The following is a 16,395-nucleotide window of genomic DNA, read 5'->3' as shown; positions in this document are numbered from 1 at the left end:
CACCACACATCACAAAAGGCAAATACCATGAATATTCCCGCTATCCGTGCCGCACTTGATGCGGTAGAAATTCCCCACAGCAGCCGCACCATCGGCAGCGAGCAAGCCGTTGAATCGCTCGAAGCACGCCCCGACGGCCTGCACATCAGCCTGCGCTTCGGCTTTCCCACCGCCTTTATCGGCCAAGAGCTGGCCGAACGCGTTCAGACGGCCTTGCACGATTTGAGCGGCCCGCAGCCGCTACATCTGGGTATCGCCACCCACATTGGCACACACAAAGTGCAGCCTGGCGTGGCCACCATCAAAGGCGTGAAAAACATCATCGCCGTGGCCTCGGGCAAAGGCGGCGTGGGCAAATCCACCACCACCGCCAATCTGGCCATGGCCATGGCGCGCATGGGCGCACGCGTGGGCGTGCTCGATGCCGACCTTTACGGCCCCAGCCAGCCCACCATGCTGGGCGTGGCCGACGGCAAGCCGCAACAGGCCGACGGCAAGCTCGTGCCCGTGGTGGCCGAAGGCGGCATTCAGGTGATGTCGATCGGCTTTTTGGTGGATCCCGACCAAGCCGTGGTATGGCGCGGCCCCATGCTCTCGCAGGCTTTGCAGCAGCTGCTGTTTCAAAGCGAATGGGCCGATGTGGATTATCTCTTTATCGATTTGCCGCCCGGCACCGGCGACATCCAGCTCACGCTGTCGCAAAAAATCCCCGTCACCGGCTCGGTGGTGGTCACCACCCCGCAAGACATCGCGCTGATTGATGCCAAAAAAGCAGTGGATATGTTTCAAAAAGTGAATATCCCCATTTTCGGCGTGCTCGAAAATATGTCGGTGCACATTTGCAGCCATTGTGGCCACAGCGAAGCCATCTTCGGCCATGATGGCGGCAAACATCTTGCCGACAAGCTGGGCGTGCCGCTATTGGGGCAGCTGCCCTTAAGCCTGCCCGTGCGTGAAGCCATGGATGCGGGCACGGTCAAGCAGATGCAGGAAGCCCAACCGGCCATCGCCGAAATCTACACCCATGCCGCGTGGGCGCTGGCGCTGGCCGTGGCCGATAAAGGCAAAGATTTCAGCAGCCGCTTTCCGAAAATCGTGGTGGAATAAAAGCAACGGGCTGAAGCATAAAAAAGGCCGTCTGAACAATAAGTTCAGACGGCCTTTTTACAAACGCTTATTTGGCGGCTTCCTTGGCTTTTTCAGCAGCTTCTTTGGCAGCGGCTACGGCATCTTCTGCCACATTTTTAGTGGCATCGGCCGCTTTCTCACCAGCTGCTTTAGTGGCATCAACCGCTTTTTCGCCAGCTTCTTTAGTGGCGTCAACTGCTTTCTCACCGGCTTCTTTAGTGGCATCAGCCGCTTTTGCACCGGCTTCTTTCGCGGCAACAGCAGCAGCATCCACAGCCGAAGCCGCATCCGCTTTTGCATCTTTCACATCAGAAGCCACGGCTTGGGCGGCTTCTTTGGTTTCTTGCTTGGTTTCTTGCGAGCATGCAGCCAACGCAGCCACCATAAAGGCGGCAGTCAGAATTTTTTTCATTGTCGTTCGTCCTTAATTTGATCAAGATTCAGGGTTTGTTTTCATCGCATGTAATGCAGACAAATCCCAAACGCCGCCACTGATGGCAGCAGCGGTAGGAAAATCATAGCATAGCTGCTTTGGCTCGGTTATTTTTTCATCAAAACGGTTGTATTTTGATAAGCAAATTGCCCATTTGAATAAAAATAGCTTGACGCATTTAGCACCTATTCGCTATAATTTTGAGCTTATTGGGTCGTTAGCTCAGCTGGTAGAGCAGCGGACTTTTAATCCGTTGGTCGAAGGTTCGAATCCTTCACGACCCACCAAATAAAAAAACCTGCCTGTGCAAACGGGCAGGTTTTTTGTTTTCTGTAGTACCTGAAAATAATACCCATTCAAAAAAGTAAGCTAACAAGGCGGAAGCCTGCGACAGTACACACGTACGGCAAGGCGAGACAACGAAGTTAGGTTATTTTTTTGGATTGGTATAAGACAATCAGGCGGCTCGCCACAAATAGCACAGGGAGCCAACACAAGGCCGTGAGCTTGCTTTTTAGATTGAACATAAAACGGAATTTGGCATAAGAAAGGCCGTCTGAAAGTTTCAGACGGCCTTTCTTATGCATCGTGCAATGTAGTATAAAGAGTAACAAAGCAGCAATCAATTTACTATTTGAATGAGCACGATTGTACTTTGACAATTGCTTGGATTATGCCAAGCCCTCCGATGCCTGATCTTCCTCTTCCAGCACATCGATGGTGCGCATATGCTGCCAGGCAGCCAATGCCGCGGCATAATGCGCCAGCGGCACCCGCACCTGCAATCGGCAATCGAGCTGCAAATCTTGCTGCACGATTTCAGCCTGATGTTGCTTGGCAATGCGAATGGCATCGTTTAAATAGGGATATTCACAGCGCAACCACAGGCTTTTTTCAATGTTTTTTTCCACCACATCGGCTTGCTGCAAAACCAGAGCGGTAGCGGTTTTATAAGCATGAATCAAGCCCGGCACACCCAAAAGCGTGCCACCGAAATAGCGCACCACCACCACCAACACATCAGTAAGCGCCGCCGAATCAATCTGCCCCAAAATCGGCCGGCCCGCACTGCCGGCCGGCTCGCCATCATCATTGGCGCGAAATTGCAGGCCATCGGTGCCCACGCGGTAAGCATAACACCAATGGCGCGCTTTATGATGGCTTTGTCGCAAAGGCTCAAGCAAGGCTTTTACCTCATCGGCGCGGCGTATCGGATAGGCAAAAGCAATAAAGCGGCTGCCTTTGTCTTTGAATTCAGCGCTGGATGTGCCCGCTACGGTGCGGTAGGTGTCCACGCTCATGCACAGGCTTTTCGGATAATATCCAACAAAGCATCCACATGCGCCGGCTGTGTGTCAAAGCTGCACATCAGCCGCACGGTGCCGCTCTGATCCCAATCATAAAAAGCGAATTGCGCACGCGCTTTATCGGCTACACCCTCGGGCAGGCGGGCAAACACCGCATTGGATTGCACCGGATGCAGCAGTTGCACACCCTCAATCTGCTGCAAACCTTCCGCCAGCTTCACCGCCATTCGGTTGCTGTGGCGGGCATTTTCCAACCATAAATCATGTTCCAATAAGGCAATAAATTGGGCGGAAATAAACCGCATTTTGGAAGCCAATTGCAAATTGATTTTGCGCAAATGTGCCATGCCGGCCACCGCATCCGGCGATAAAGCCACCAAACATTCGCCAAACAGCAAACCGTTTTTGGTGCCACCAAACGAAAGCAAATCCACACCGGCATCGCTGCTGATGCTGCGCAAATCGGTATCCAAATAAGCAGCCGCATTGGCGATGCGGGCACCATCCATGTGCAGCTTCATGCCCAAGCTGTGGGCATAATCGGCAATGGCGCGAATTTCTTCGGCGGTGTAGCATGTGCCGCATTCGGTGGTTTGGCTGATGCTCACCACCAACGGCTGGGCGCGATGCTCGCTGCCAAAGCCCCAAGCTTGCCGAGCAATCAATTCCGGCGTGAGCTTGCCGTCGGGCGCATCGACCAGCCACAATTTCAAACCGCCGGTTATTTGTGGTGCACCGTTTTCATCGGTGTTGAGATGGGCGCTGTTGGCGCAAATCACGGCACCCCAACGCGGCATCATTGCTTGCAAACCCAGCACATTCGCACCGGTGCCGTTAAACACCGGCCAACATTGCGCCTGCTCCCCAAAATGGCTGCGCATGAGCTGTTGCAGTTTTTCGGTATAGATATCATAGCCATAAGCCGCCACATGGCCGCCATTGGCAGCGGCGACGGCAGCCAATATCTGCGGATGCGCACCGGCATAATTATCAGAAGCAAAAGAGAGCACATCGGGGGAATGCAAAGAATTCATGATTATTCCTGTGGTTCAGACGGCCTAATCATAAAAACAGGCAGGTTTTGGCCGTCTGAATAAAAACAGCAAAAACCTTATGCCGCAAAGCATAAAGTTTTTGCCGATGATGAAAACACAAAAGCAAGCTACTTACAGCAGATTATAGGTTTCACGTGAAACATTATGCTTTCAGCGCTGCGGTGAGTTGTGGCACCACTTCAAACAAATCGCCCACCAAACCATAGTCGGCAATATTGAAAATCGGTGCATCGGGATCTTTATTGATGGCCACAATCACTTTGCTGTCTTGCATGCCGGCAGTGTGCTGAATTGCGCCGGAAATGCCCACGGCAATATAAAGCTGCGGTGCCACCACTTTGCCGGTTTGGCCGACCTGCGTGTCGTTGGCGGCATATTCGGCATCAACTGCCGCACGCGAAGCGCCAATGGCAGCACCCAGGCTATCGGCCAGCGGCTCCATAATATTTTTAAATTGCTCGGCGCTGCCCAAAGCACGGCCGCCGGATACCACCACTTTGGCTTGTGTCAGCTCGGGGCGGTCGGATTGAATCAGCTCGCGGCTGATAAAGCGGCTCAAATTTTGTGCTGGCGTGGCAGTCACTTCCACTATCTCGGCATTGCCGCCTTCGGCCGCTGCGGCTTCAAAAGCCGTGGCGCGGAAAGTGAGCACCAATTTATCTTGCTTGCTGCGCAAAGTTTTAAATGCATTGCCGGCATAAATCGGGCGCACAAAGGTTTTTTCATCCACCACTTCGGTGAGATCAGACACTTGTTGCACATCCAACAAAGCCGCCACGCGCGGCAATAGGTTTTTGCCGAAAGCCGTAGCCGTAGCGCCGATGCTTGAATAATCGGCAGCCAGCTGCACCACCAAGGGCGCCAGCTCTTCGGCCAAGCCCGCGGCATAATGCGGCGCTTCTGCCAACAATACTTTGCTCACGCCGCTGATTTTTCGGGCAGCTTCTGCCACTGCACCGGCGGCTTCACCGGCCACCAAAACATGAACATCACCCAATTTGGCTGCCGCGCTAACGGCATGCAGGGTGGCGGGGTTTAATTGCTGATTGTCGTGCTCGGCAATAATCAATACGCTCATTTTGCTCTCCGTCAGATTACTTTGGCTTCGTTTTTCAATTTAGCCACCAATTCGGCCACATCGGCCACTTTCACGCCGGCTTGGCGCGCTTTGGGCTCGGCATATTTCACCACCTCGATGCGCAATGCGGTGTCCACGCCCAAATCGGCCGGCGTGAGCTTCTCCAGCGGCTTTTTCTTGGCCGCCATGATATTGGGCAGCTTCACAAAACGCGGCTCATTCAAGCGCAAATCGGTGCTGATCACCGCCGGCAGCTTCAAAGCCACTTCTTCGATGCCGCCATCAATTTCACGCTGCACCACCACTTCATCACCGGCCAGCACCACTTTGCTGGCAAACGTGGCTTGCGGTGCGTTCAGCAAAGCGGCCAGCATTTGCGCCGTTTGATTGGCATCGTCATCAATGGCCTGTTTGCCCAGCAACAGCAATTGCGGCTGCTCTTTTTCAGCCACGGCTTTAAGCAGCTTGGCCACGGTTAAAGGCTCGAGCACGGCATCGGTTTCCACATGCACGGCGCGGTCTGCGCCCATGGCCAGTGCGGTGCGCAAAGTGTCTTCACATTTTTTCTCACCCAGCGACACCGCCACGATTTCGCTGATTTTGCCGGCTTCTTTCAAACGCACGGCTTCTTCAACCGCAATTTCGTCAAACGGGTTCATCGACATTTTGACATTACCGATATCAACATCCGAGCCATCGGCTTTTACACGGACTTTAACGTTATAGTCCACCACGCGCTTTACCGCGACCAACGCTTTCATGGGTTCTCCTTTAACCGGCATGCCGGAAATAATATGAAGCAGAAATTTTCATCAGTCACCACCAGTTGTTTGATGATGCCTGATGAAAACCGCCGCTTGGTTTCAACGCTTCAGACGGCCTGTATTATACCCGAGCCGGCCGCTATCTTCTTCATGCCTTTACTGTTTTTTAGACTTTTCGTTCTAATCGAATGCTGTTGCAAGCGCTTTAGCCGCTATGCTGTTTTGTAAAGCTTGATAAACTTCATCCACACTCGGAATGCAGCCGGCATTACCGAGATTTTTAGCCCACGCCGATTCCTGCACGCCGGTTTTCAAAGGGTCGGTATCGGTGTAGATACCCACCACAGGTTTATCGAGCGCATTGGCCAAATGCAGTAGGCCGGTGTCCACCCCGGCAATGCCCTCAGCCTTATCCAGCAGCCAAGCTGCTTGCAGCAGGCTTAATTTAGCGCACACCCGCGCAAACGGCAAACGGGCCGCAATCGTTTCAGCGCGCGCTTTTTCAGCCGCATTGCCCCACGGCAAATACACCGGCAGGCCGCTGTGATCATGCAGTTTTTGCAGCAAGGCCAACCAATTTTCAACAGGCCACAATTTGCTGTCGCGGCTGGTGGCATGCAGCGCCACATAATAATGCGCCGGCAAATCCGGCAAGCGCGCGCTTTCCGGCACCACCAAGCCGAAATGTTGCTCATCGGGTAAGGCATAGCCGAATGCTTGCGCAAATAACATGCGGTTGCGCCACACGGCATTCTTGTCTTTGGGCACGGCATAGTTATGGTGATAAGCCAGCGCTGCCCAGCGCTCGCGCGCGCTGCTGCCATCAAGACCTTTCACCGGCGCATGGGCTATTTTGGCAAACAGTGCGCTTTTCACCAAGCCTTGGCTATCGAGCACATCATCAAAATGCTGTTGCTGCAAATCTTGTTTCAGACGGCCTATTTGCCGCCAAGTGGCCGGGCTGAGCAAATCTTTACGCCATTGCCGCCAACGCATTTCATGCACTTGGCGCACAAACGGATGCAATCTGGCGATGTCGGCAAATCCGGCTTCGCACAGCCAATGCAAATTCACATCCGGACGCATGCGTGATAAATCGTCCACAGCCGGCAAGGTGTGGATTAAATCGCCCATGCTCGATAAGCGTACCAACAGCGTTTTCATCGGCTATATCGCTTTCTTACCATGATGTTTCACGTGAAACATATTTAAGAATACTCTGAATAACTTATTGATTTTTAATATATTCAGAAATTTTTGCTGCATTTTCAAGCACAATCGCGCCGTGTGCCATCATTTCGTTCCATGCCGCTTCGGTGGTGTCCGGCGCAATGCCGCGGCAAGCCGCCGCGTTTACAATCACTTGCCAAGCGCCGCCTTTAAGCAATTGCAACACCGTGGTTTTCACACAATAATCCGTGGCCAAGCCGCCCACAATCACGGTTTGCGCCTGCTTGCTGTGCAGCCATTCCAAAAGGCCGGTGGAAAGCTTTTCATCAATATCGTGAAAGCAGGCACCATAAGGGTGAAATTCCGGGTCCACCCCTTTCCACACGCAATAATCGTAGCCCGTTGCCGCGGGCAGCCCATCGAGCAGCTCAAAACCCGGTGTGCCGACAATCGCATGTGGCACCCAAGTGAGATCGGCATTGGGCATGCCGGTGGGCTGCAACATATCCACAGCTTTATCCACAATCCATTTGGCCGACGGGCTATGCGCATCTTTGCTCATCACGCGCAAATCGGCCAGCGCCGCTTGCGCATTAAGCTCGGCAACAATCGTATCACCCTCGGCTACCGGCAATTCTTGCGGGCATAAAGGCGAAAAAGTTTTCTGCGCATCCACATCTATCGACACAATCATGCCGCTTCTCCAAGCATACGAATCCGCTATTATATAGCGAAAAAGCCTTGTTATTCTAGCGTTGCTGCCTTGCATTCAACGCAAAATAAAACGATGTTTTATGCTGCTTTATCAGGCCGTCTGAAGCTTTTCTTTCAGACGGCCTCTCTCTTCGTTAACGTAATAAATATAGTTTGTGTGCAAGCCATAAAATTTGCTGATACGCTTGCCAATCGGCTTACACCGCCCGATTCATTTGTTAAAATAAGCCGCTTCACGCTTATTTTTCAGACGGCCTCTCTATGCAGCACACCCTCACCAGTATTGCCACGGTTCATTCACCCTACCAACAAAAATTCGGCGTGGCGCGGCAGCCCGGGTTGGTGCCGGCTGCCGAAGTATGCATCGAATTGGCCGCAGAATTCAACGCCGACAGCGTGCGCGGCCTTGAAAGCTTTGATTATGTGTGGATACATTTTATTTTTCACGGCGTGCTCGATGAAGGCTGGTCGCCGCTGGTGCGCCCGCCGCGTTTAGGCGGCAAGCAGAAAATGGGCGTGTTTGCCACCCGCAGCCCGCACCGCCCCAATCATTTGGGCTTGTCGCTGCTCAAACTCGAGCGCATCGAATGCGGTAAAACCGTCAAACTTTATTGCAGCGGCGCCGATTTGCTCGACGGCACGCCGGTGGTGGACATCAAACCCTACATCCCGTTTGTGGAAGCCCGGCCAGAAGCCGCGGCCGGCTTTGCCCTCAGCGCGCCCGATTTGTTGCAAGTGGCCTGGCTGCCCGGCACCGATACCGGCTTATCCGCAAACACGCGCGAGCTGATTGCGCAAAGCATCGCGCAAGATCCGCGGCCGGCTTATCAAAATATTCCTGAGCGCGTGTATGTGATGAGCGTGGCCGGTTATGAAATCAAATTTCAAATTGAGGAAAAAGCCGCCACGATAATCGCGGTTGAGCCTCAGGCCGTCTGAAAAACGCCAAACGGCTTGGCGCAGATCTTTTTTTGGCTCGATGCCTTTGCAAAAGACTTTCAATTTATCGTTTAAACCTTATCATTTAAACCGTGTGCATGGTTGAGCCACACACTCTACACGCAATTTGAAATTTCTTATTTCTGTATCCATTTTTCTTTGATTTCACTATAAATAAAAGGCCGTCTGAAAGTTTTCAGACGGCCTTTGCTGATTAATATTATTTATTTATGAAGCGTGTTATATAAAGCGTAAATCTTTGATTAATCAGATTAATTTTGCAAAATAATGCAGGGTGCGCACCAATTGGCAGGTGTATGACATTTCATTATCATACCAAGCCACGGTTTTCACCAATTGCTTGTCGCCCACGGTCATCACGCGGGTTTGGGTGGCGTCAAACAATGAGCCGAATTCCATGCCGATCACGTCTGAAGACACCAATTGCTCTTCGGTGTAGCCGTAAGATTCATTGGCCGCGGCTTTCATGGCTGCGTTGATTTCTTCTTTGGTCACGTTTTTTTCCAACACGGTCACCAGCTCGGTCAGCGAGCCGGTGGCCACGGGCACGCGCTGGGCAGAGCCGTCGAGCTTGCCGTTCAACGCGGGAATCACCAAGCCGATGGCTTTGGCCGCGCCGGTGCTATTGGGCACAATATTTTGCGCGGCGGCACGGGCACGGCGGAAATCGCCTTTGCGGTGCGGTGCGTCAAGCGTGTTTTGGTCGCCGGTGTAGGCATGAATGGTGGTCATCAGGCCTTCCACCACGCCGTATTGTTTTTGCAGCACGGCGGCCATCGGCGCCAGGCAGTTGGTGGTGCAGGAAGCGGCAGAAATCACGGTTTCGCTGCCGTCGAGAATATCTTCGTTCACACCAAACACCACGGTTTTCATGTCGCCGCCGGGGGCGGAAATCACCACTTTGCGGGCGCCGGCTTTGATGTGTTTTTCCGCTTTTTCTTTGGTGGTGAAAAAGCCGGTGCATTCGAGCACCACGTCCACACCCAATTCGCCCCAGGGCAAGGCTTCCGGATCGGCATCGGCAAACACTTTGATTTCTTTGCCGTCCACCACAATGGCGTTGTCTTTCAACTCGGCAGTGCCTTGAAAGCGGCCTTGGGTGGTGTCGTATTTAAACAGGTGCAACAGCATGTCGGCCGGAGTGAGGTCGTTTACCGCCACCACTTCAAGGCCTTCGGTTTTGATGATTTGGCGCAATGCCAAGCGGCCGATGCGGCCGAAACCATTAATCGCAACTTTAATGCTCATATTTTGCTCCTAGAAATATTCAGAAATAACGATAAATTTCAGATGGCTGCTTTTTACCATGAAATAAAATTACTACCTAACACTACTTACTGCAAACAACATAAATCTGATTTAACACAAGCTATGCCTGCCTGTTGAGCTTGCAATGCCGTCTGAAAAGTTTGCCCGACTTTAATTAAATAAGTAAATATATATAAAGATGATATTAGATGAAGCAGGGGCTGTCTTGTGGATAAACCATATTTTACAATTAAAAACAAATGGCTAATTAAGATGAAAGTTTCCGGATAAGCCTGTGTGCGGTTTACGCGCTTTTGGGGATAAAAATCCCATTTTTCCCACGGTATGTGAATAAATCGGGCTTATCCACTTTTGCCGCACACGCTTTCAGACGGCCTTCGAGCTTATCAGATTAATTGGTAAATACTATTAAAAATAATAGGCTGTTGGCGCGGTTTTATCGTATGATACGCACCAACATCAACAAAAATATTCAGAGGAAACAATATGCTGCAACGAACATTGGCCAAATCTGTGCATGTTGCCGGCGTGGGCCTGCATTCGGGCGAACGGGTGGCGCTCACGCTGCATCCGGCCGCGGAAAACAGCGGCATTTCGTTTCGGCGCACCGATTTGAGCGGTGAGAAAGGTGCTGTGATTGCGCTCACGCCTTATTTAATCAACGACACCCGCCTCTCATCCACCGTCGTAACCGAAGCCGGCGTGCGCGTGGGCACCATCGAGCATATTATGTCGGCATTGGCCGCTTATGGCGTGGATAATGCGCTGATTGAATTGAATGCGCCCGAAATCCCGATTATGGACGGCTCGAGCCTGCCGTTTATCTATCTGCTGCAAGATGCCGGCATTGTCGATCAGCAGGCGCAAAAGCGTTTTTTGAAAATTTTGAAAACGGTTGAAGTGAAAGAAGCCGGCAAATGGGTGCGTTTTACGCCTTATAACGGCTTTAAAGTCACCCTCACCATCGAATTCGACCATCCGGTGTTCAACCGCAGCAATCCCACTTTTGAAATCGATTTTGCCGGCAAATCGTATGTGGAAGAAATCGCCCGCGCCCGCACTTTCGGCTTTATGCAGGAAGTGGAGCTGATGAGAGCGCACAATCTGGGCCTCGGCGGCAACCTCAATAATGCCATTGTGATTGACGACACCGATGTGCTCAACCCCGAAGGTTTGCGCTATCCCGATGAATTTGTGCGCCATAAAATTCTCGATGCCATCGGCGATCTTTATATCGTCGGTCACCCGATTATCGGCGCATTCGAAGGCTATAAATCCGGCCACGCCATCAACAACGCCTTGCTGCGCGCGGTGTTGGCAGACGAGAGCGCTTACGAATGGGTGCAATTCGAGCACGAAGAAGATTTGCCCGCCGCTTTTCACGGCTTGCCCGATGTGGCTTGAATGTGATTGAAGCAAGATGAAAAATGCCGTCTGAAAACTTTTCAGACGGCATTTCGTTTACAAACCATCAAACTCAATCGCCCATCACTTTGCCTTCACGCCGCGGATCCGCACCGCCCTGCAAACCCTGCGGCTGAATCACAATGCCTTGCACGCCCGAATTCAAATCGCGCACCTGCACCGGATAGCCCATGCGCTCCAGCGCACCGGCTTTGGCTGCAGCCGGCGTGTTTTCTTCCAATTCGTAAGCGCTGCCGCGGTTGAGCATATTGGGCAGGTCAATCGCCTGCTGGATATCCATGCCCCAATCTAAATGCGCCACCAGCGTTTTGGCCACATAGCCGATGATGCGGCTGCCGCCGGGCGAGCCCACGGCCAGATAAGGCGCGCCGTTTTTCAACACAATGGTCGGCGCCATTGATGAGCGCGGGCGTTTGCCGCCTTCCACGCGGTTGGCCACGGCTTGTCCGTTTTGCTCGGGCTCAAACGAAAAATCGGTAAGCTCGTTGTTGAGCAGATAGCCGTTGGCCATCAGCGTGGAGCCGAAAGCGTTTTCAATCGATGTGGTCATCGACACCACATTGCCCGCCGCATCCACAATCACCAAATGGCTGGTTGAAGGCAGCTCCACCGCGCGGCCGAGAGCCATATTTTGGCTGAAACTGCCCGGCTTGATTTCGGCAGCGGCCGCTTTAGTGGCGGCAATCGCATTCGCACGCTGCTTCAAATAATCGGGCGACAGCATTTGTCGCGCCGGCACGCGCACAAAATCGGGGTCGGCCACATAATAGCCGCGATCGGCAAATGCCACGCGCGAAGCTTCACCCAGCCAGCGCCAGCTGTTGATGTCGTTCGGGTTGCCGCCGCTCAAATTGTGGTGCTGCAAAATGCCGAAAATCTGCCCCAGCGCCAAGCCGCCGGAGCTGGGCGCGCCCATGCCGCAAATTTCGTATTCGCGATAAGCCTGGCACACGGGCGCGCGCTCAATCACGCGGTAGGCTTTAAAATCGGCCATGGCCAGCCTGCCCGGATTATCGGCCGCTGCGGCCACGGTTTTCACCATCTTTTGTGCCGGCGCGCCATGATAAAAAGGCGCGCTGCCCGAGCGGGCAAGCAGGCGCACGCTGCGGGCGAATTCCGGGTTTTTCAACACCGCGCCTGCTGCCAAAGGCCGGCCTTGCGGCAGAAAATAAGCAGCCGTGGCCGGATAGCGGCGCAGATATTGCTCGTTTTGCGCAATCGATGCGGCCATGCGCGGCGACACGGCAAAACCTTGCTCGGCCAAGCGCACAGGGTAATCAAATAAGCCTGCCCACGGCAATTTGCCGTAGCGTTTGTGCACATCTTCCATCAGCTTGGGCACACCGGGCGTGCCCACCGAGCGGCCGCCCACCACCGCCTGCATAAATTCCAGCGGCTTGCCTGCTTTATCGAGAAACAGAGCCGGTGTGGCGGCTTTGGGCGCGGTTTCGCGCGCGTCAAACGTGGTGAGCTTTTTGGCCTGATTATCCCAATACACCAAAAACGCGCCGCCGCCCAAGCCCGATGATTGCGGCTCCACCAAGCTCAAGGTGGTTTGCATGGCAATCATCGCATCAATGGCGCTACCGCCTTGCTTGAGCACTTCATAGCCCGCTTCGGTGGCCAAGGGGTTGGCCGATGCGGCCATAAATTTTTTCGCATGCACCAATTGCTGCGAGGTTAAACCGCTGCCTTGCTCGGGCGCGTGGGTGTCGGGGTTTACCGCCACATCGGCCATGCCGCCGCTGCGGCAGGCGGCCAAAAGCAGGGCAGCCGTTAAAATCCAAGGGGTTTTCATGCGGAATCCTTTTTGTGGTTGGGTTGAATTGCTCAGGCAGATAGATTTGATACAGGCCGTCTGAAGATTTTGCTGTGGCTATCCTTGCTGCATTGCTGTGCACAATAAATGCATTATCCACAAAATTTCAATGCCTGCTATATTTATCCACATTGCTCCACAGCGCTGAAGCCTCAATGCCCCAGCCTTTCAGACGGCCTATTGAATTGTTTTTTATTGCGTTTTCCGATTATCCACAGAAAAAGGGCTGCTTCAATATCAATATCATTTTATTATTTTAAATCTATATGTATTGTTTGGAATCAGCACATTCTTGCGCCAAATCGGCAAATGAAAATATTGTCTTCATAAATCAAGCCCCAAGCAAATCAAACATTGCCGCTAACCTACTGAATAAGGTAAAGTAGAACAGTTAAACTTCACCTAATCGAGGACACGTGATGAAAGGCGACATCGGCGTAATCGGTTTGGCCGTAATGGGTCAAAACCTGATTCTCAACATGAACGACAAAGGGTTTAAAGTCGTTGCTTTCAACCGCACCACTTCAAAAGTGGACGATTTCTTAAACGGCCCCGCTAAAAACACTCATGTTATCGGCGCCCATTCATTGCAAGAATTGGTGGAAAAGCTGGAAAGCCCGCGCAAAATCATGCTGATGGTGCGTGCAGGCGCAGTGGTAGACGAATTTATCGAGCATTTGCTGCCGCTTTTGGATAAAGGCGACATCATTATCGACGGCGGCAATGCCAATTATCCCGATTCCACCCGCCGCACCCGCGAGCTGGCTGAAAAAGGCATCCGTTTTGTGGGCGCCGGTGTGTCGGGCGGGGAAGAGGGCGCGCGCAACGGCCCCTCGATTATGCCCGGCGGCAATGAAGAAGCCTGGCCTTATGTGAAGCCGATTTTGCAGGCGATTGCTGCCAAAACGCCGGCCGGCGAGCCTTGTTGCGATTGGGTGGGCCGTGATGGCGCGGGGCATTTCGTGAAAATGGTGCACAACGGCATCGAATACGGCGATATGCAGCTGATTTGCGAAGCCTACCAATTTATGAAAGACGGTTTGGGGCTGAGCTATGATGAAATGCACGAAATTTTCAAGCTTTGGAACACCACCGAGCTCGACAGCTATCTGATTCAAATCACCACCGATATTTTGGGCTTCAAAGATGAAAACGGCGAGCCTTTGGTGGAAAAAATTCTCGACACCGCCGGCCAAAAAGGCACCGGCAAATGGACCGGCATCAATGCCTTGGATTTGGGCATTCCGCTCACGCTGATTTCCGAAGCCGTGTTTGCCCGCTGCGTGTCGTCGTTTAAAGCGCAGCGCGTGGAAGCGGCCAAATTGTTTGAAAGCCGCATTTCGCCCATCGAAGGCAGCAAAACCGAATGGGTGGAAGCCTTGCGCGAAGCCTTGCTGGCCTCGAAAATTATCTCTTATGCACAAGGCTTTATGCTGATTCGCGAAGCCAGCGAAGTGAACGATTGGGCGCTCAATTACGGCAACACCGCCTTGTTGTGGCGCGAAGGCTGCATCATCCGCAGCGCTTTCTTGGGCAATATCCGCGATGCTTACGAAGCAAACCCCGATTTGGTGTTTCTCGGCGGCGACGATTATTTCCGCAGAATTCTGGAAAACTGCCTGCCTGCCTGGCGCAAAGTGGTGGCCAAATCGATTGAAGCCGGCATTCCGATGCCGTGCATGGCCTCGGCGATTACCTTCCTCGACGGCTACACCAGCGCGCGCCTGCCCGCCAACCTGCTGCAAGCGCAACGCGATTACTTCGGCGCCCACACTTATGAGCGCACCGACAAGCCGCGCGGCGAATTTTTCCACACCAATTGGACCGGCACCGGCGGCGACACCGCTTCCACCACTTACGATGTTTAAACCGGTTTGATTTATTGCAGGCCGTCTGAAAGCTTTCAGACGGCCTGTATTATCTAATTAAGCTATTGTTTTTTTAATTAATAAAATCAAACAAAATATAATAAATAAATTTATAATAATGTATATATCAAAAGGCCGTCTGAAAGTATTTTTCAGACGGCCTTTGGTTGTTTGATAATTATCCACAAAATTATCCACAGGCGTTAGGGTCTGTTCACAATTCATCTCGTGGCAATCTTTTGACTCAAAAACGCGCCTGCCGCGTTGAAAATGCTCGCAAGGTGGCCAACCTTGCTGCGCTTTTCGCCTTGCATCTGCATTTGCAGAAACAAAATCCCCCTCATAAACGAATTGTCAGGACGCCCTAAACCACAATATTCTGCGGCTTGCCGGCAAAAAAGCCATTGATATTGGCCACCAAAATATCAAACAGGCGGTTGCGCGCTTCTTCGCTGCCCCAAGCCATATGCGGGGTAACAATCAGATTGGGCAGGCGCGCGCTGAGCAAAGGATTGCCGTGGCGCGGCGGCTCTTCGGTGAGCACATCAAAGCCTGCGCCGCCAAGCTGCCCATATTTCAGCGCCGCCACCAGCGCCTGCTCGTTTACCAATCCGCCGCGGCCGCAGTTGATCAATATCGCGCCGGCTTTCATTTGCCGCAATTCGGCCTCACCTATCATATCGGCGGTGGCTTCGGTGAGCGGGCAATGCAGCGAAACCACATCGGCGCATTCAATGGCTTCGGAAAAAGCCATATAGCCCTCGCGCACTTCTTCTGCATGTTTGTGTTCGCCAAACACCACCCGCATGCCGAAAGCCTGCGCATAGCCGGCGAGCGTGTTGCCGATGCCGCCGCGCCCGAAAATCACCAGCGTTTTGCCGTTTAAATCGCGCATCGGTGCGCCGAAATGGCAAAACACCGGTGAATTCTGCCACAAGCCGGCCGCCACATCGCGCTGATAAGCCGGCAAATTGCGCATCAGCGCAATCATCAGCATAAACGCATGCTCGGCCACCGATTCATTGCCATAAGCGCGGATATTGCACACCGCCACGCCGGCGGCACGCGCTGCATCGAGATCGACATTGTTCACCCCCGTGGCCGACACCGCAATCAGCTTCAGCTGCGGATTGGCTGCAATCATGCCTGCATCAATCATGATTTTATTGGTAATCACCACATCGGCGCCGGCAATGCAGGCGGCGGTGTCGGCCGATTCAATGCTGCTAAATTCGCGCAGGCTGTGTGCAAAATCAAAGGCAAAAGGGCGGTTTACCAAAGTTTCGCGCTCAAGCACGGCAATTTTTAGGGCGGTCATATTTTACTTTCTATTGAATAATAAAAAAGGATAGTTTTTTACTAAATGTAAATTGGCAGAATCAACTGTACTTTTTATTTGCGATTG

At 52.7% G+C, this 16,395-nt stretch carries 14 protein-coding genes and 1 tRNA gene; 5 read left to right on the top strand and 10 right to left on the bottom strand.

What is annotated here, in order from left to right:
- The first annotated feature begins 27 nt into the window (after window positions 1-27).
- Window positions 28-1,107, top strand: coding sequence for an iron-sulfur cluster carrier protein ApbC (gene apbC / locus LVJ78_RS00285; RefSeq protein ID WP_132952724.1), 1,080 nt, complete (start codon window positions 28-30; stop codon window positions 1,105-1,107).
- A 67-nt stretch (window positions 1,108-1,174) separates the two neighbouring features.
- Here apbC and LVJ78_RS00280 read toward each other — a convergent pair whose 3' ends face one another.
- The gene (locus tag LVJ78_RS00280) at window positions 1,175-1,540 is read right to left on the bottom strand and encodes a lipoprotein (RefSeq protein WP_132952722.1); all 366 of its coding nucleotides are present in this window, start codon (window positions 1,538-1,540) and stop codon (window positions 1,175-1,177) included.
- Between the two features lie 232 nt (window positions 1,541-1,772).
- Between LVJ78_RS00280 and LVJ78_RS00275 the strand changes: the two genes are divergently transcribed.
- Window positions 1,773-1,848, top strand: a tRNA-Lys gene (locus LVJ78_RS00275).
- A gap of 384 nt (window positions 1,849-2,232) precedes the next feature.
- Here the strand turns inward: LVJ78_RS00275 and LVJ78_RS00270 are convergent.
- The 6 genes from LVJ78_RS00270 to LVJ78_RS00245 form a co-directional block, all read right to left on the bottom strand.
- Window positions 2,233-2,862 carry an IMPACT family protein gene (locus LVJ78_RS00270; RefSeq protein WP_132952720.1) on the bottom strand — a complete coding sequence of 210 codons (630 nt, stop codon included), beginning with the start codon at window positions 2,860-2,862 and terminating at the stop codon, window positions 2,233-2,235.
- Entirely contained in the window at window positions 2,859-3,902 is a 1,044-nt protein-coding gene (locus LVJ78_RS00265; protein ID WP_132952718.1) for a threonine aldolase family protein, read from the bottom strand. Before LVJ78_RS00265 ends, LVJ78_RS00270 begins: the two co-directional genes overlap by 4 nt.
- A gap of 163 nt (window positions 3,903-4,065) precedes the next feature.
- Window positions 4,066-5,001 (bottom strand): electron transfer flavoprotein subunit alpha/FixB family protein, encoded by a 936-nt coding sequence (locus LVJ78_RS00260; RefSeq protein WP_132952716.1) that lies wholly within the window; start codon window positions 4,999-5,001, stop codon window positions 4,066-4,068.
- An 11-nt stretch (window positions 5,002-5,012) separates the two neighbouring features.
- Window positions 5,013-5,762, bottom strand: a complete 750-nt coding sequence (locus tag LVJ78_RS00255) for an electron transfer flavoprotein subunit beta/FixA family protein (protein ID WP_132952714.1) — start codon at window positions 5,760-5,762, stop codon at window positions 5,013-5,015.
- 183 nt (window positions 5,763-5,945) lie between these two features.
- Window positions 5,946-6,929 carry a lipopolysaccharide heptosyltransferase I gene (gene waaC, locus LVJ78_RS00250; RefSeq protein ID WP_132952712.1) on the bottom strand — a complete coding sequence of 328 codons (984 nt, stop codon included), beginning with the start codon at window positions 6,927-6,929 and terminating at the stop codon, window positions 5,946-5,948.
- Between the two features lie 64 nt (window positions 6,930-6,993).
- The gene (locus LVJ78_RS00245; protein ID WP_132952710.1) at window positions 6,994-7,629 is read right to left on the bottom strand and encodes a nicotinamidase; all 636 of its coding nucleotides are present in this window, start codon (window positions 7,627-7,629) and stop codon (window positions 6,994-6,996) included.
- Window positions 7,630-7,910: 281 nt separating this feature from the next.
- Between LVJ78_RS00245 and tsaA the strand changes: the two genes are divergently transcribed.
- Window positions 7,911-8,588 carry a tRNA (N6-threonylcarbamoyladenosine(37)-N6)-methyltransferase TrmO gene (tsaA, locus tag LVJ78_RS00240; protein ID WP_132952708.1) on the top strand — a complete coding sequence of 226 codons (678 nt, stop codon included), beginning with the start codon at window positions 7,911-7,913 and terminating at the stop codon, window positions 8,586-8,588.
- A 267-nt stretch (window positions 8,589-8,855) separates the two neighbouring features.
- On the opposite strand, the gene gap is transcribed toward tsaA, so the two are convergent.
- Window positions 8,856-9,857: a type I glyceraldehyde-3-phosphate dehydrogenase gene (gene gap, locus LVJ78_RS00235; RefSeq protein ID WP_132952706.1), complete on the bottom strand. Its 1,002-nt coding sequence runs from the start codon at window positions 9,855-9,857 to the stop codon at window positions 8,856-8,858.
- 507 nt (window positions 9,858-10,364) lie between these two features.
- Here gap and lpxC point away from each other — a divergent pair.
- Complete coding sequence (gene lpxC, locus LVJ78_RS00230; protein WP_132952704.1) at window positions 10,365-11,282, top strand: UDP-3-O-acyl-N-acetylglucosamine deacetylase; 918 nt, start codon at window positions 10,365-10,367, stop codon at window positions 11,280-11,282.
- Window positions 11,283-11,355: 73 nt separating this feature from the next.
- On the opposite strand, the gene ggt is transcribed toward lpxC, so the two are convergent.
- On the bottom strand, window positions 11,356-13,101 hold the full coding sequence (ggt, locus tag LVJ78_RS00225) for a gamma-glutamyltransferase (protein ID WP_132952702.1): 1,746 nt from the start codon (window positions 13,099-13,101) through the stop codon (window positions 11,356-11,358).
- Between the two features lie 440 nt (window positions 13,102-13,541).
- Here ggt and gnd point away from each other — a divergent pair, with 440 nt between their 5' ends.
- The gene (gene gnd, locus LVJ78_RS00220; protein ID WP_132952700.1) at window positions 13,542-14,990 is read left to right on the top strand and encodes a decarboxylating NADP(+)-dependent phosphogluconate dehydrogenase; all 1,449 of its coding nucleotides are present in this window, start codon (window positions 13,542-13,544) and stop codon (window positions 14,988-14,990) included.
- A 364-nt stretch (window positions 14,991-15,354) separates the two neighbouring features.
- Here gnd and LVJ78_RS00215 read toward each other — a convergent pair whose 3' ends face one another.
- Window positions 15,355-16,308, bottom strand: coding sequence for a D-2-hydroxyacid dehydrogenase (locus LVJ78_RS00215; RefSeq protein WP_132952698.1), 954 nt, complete (start codon window positions 16,306-16,308; stop codon window positions 15,355-15,357).
- Window positions 16,309-16,395 lie beyond the last annotated feature (87 nt).

This window comes from Uruburuella suis, from assembly GCF_022870845.1.
GTDB lineage: Bacteria > Pseudomonadota > Gammaproteobacteria > Burkholderiales > Neisseriaceae > Neisseria > Neisseria suis.
This window is presented reverse-complemented; position numbering and strand designations above follow the sequence as displayed.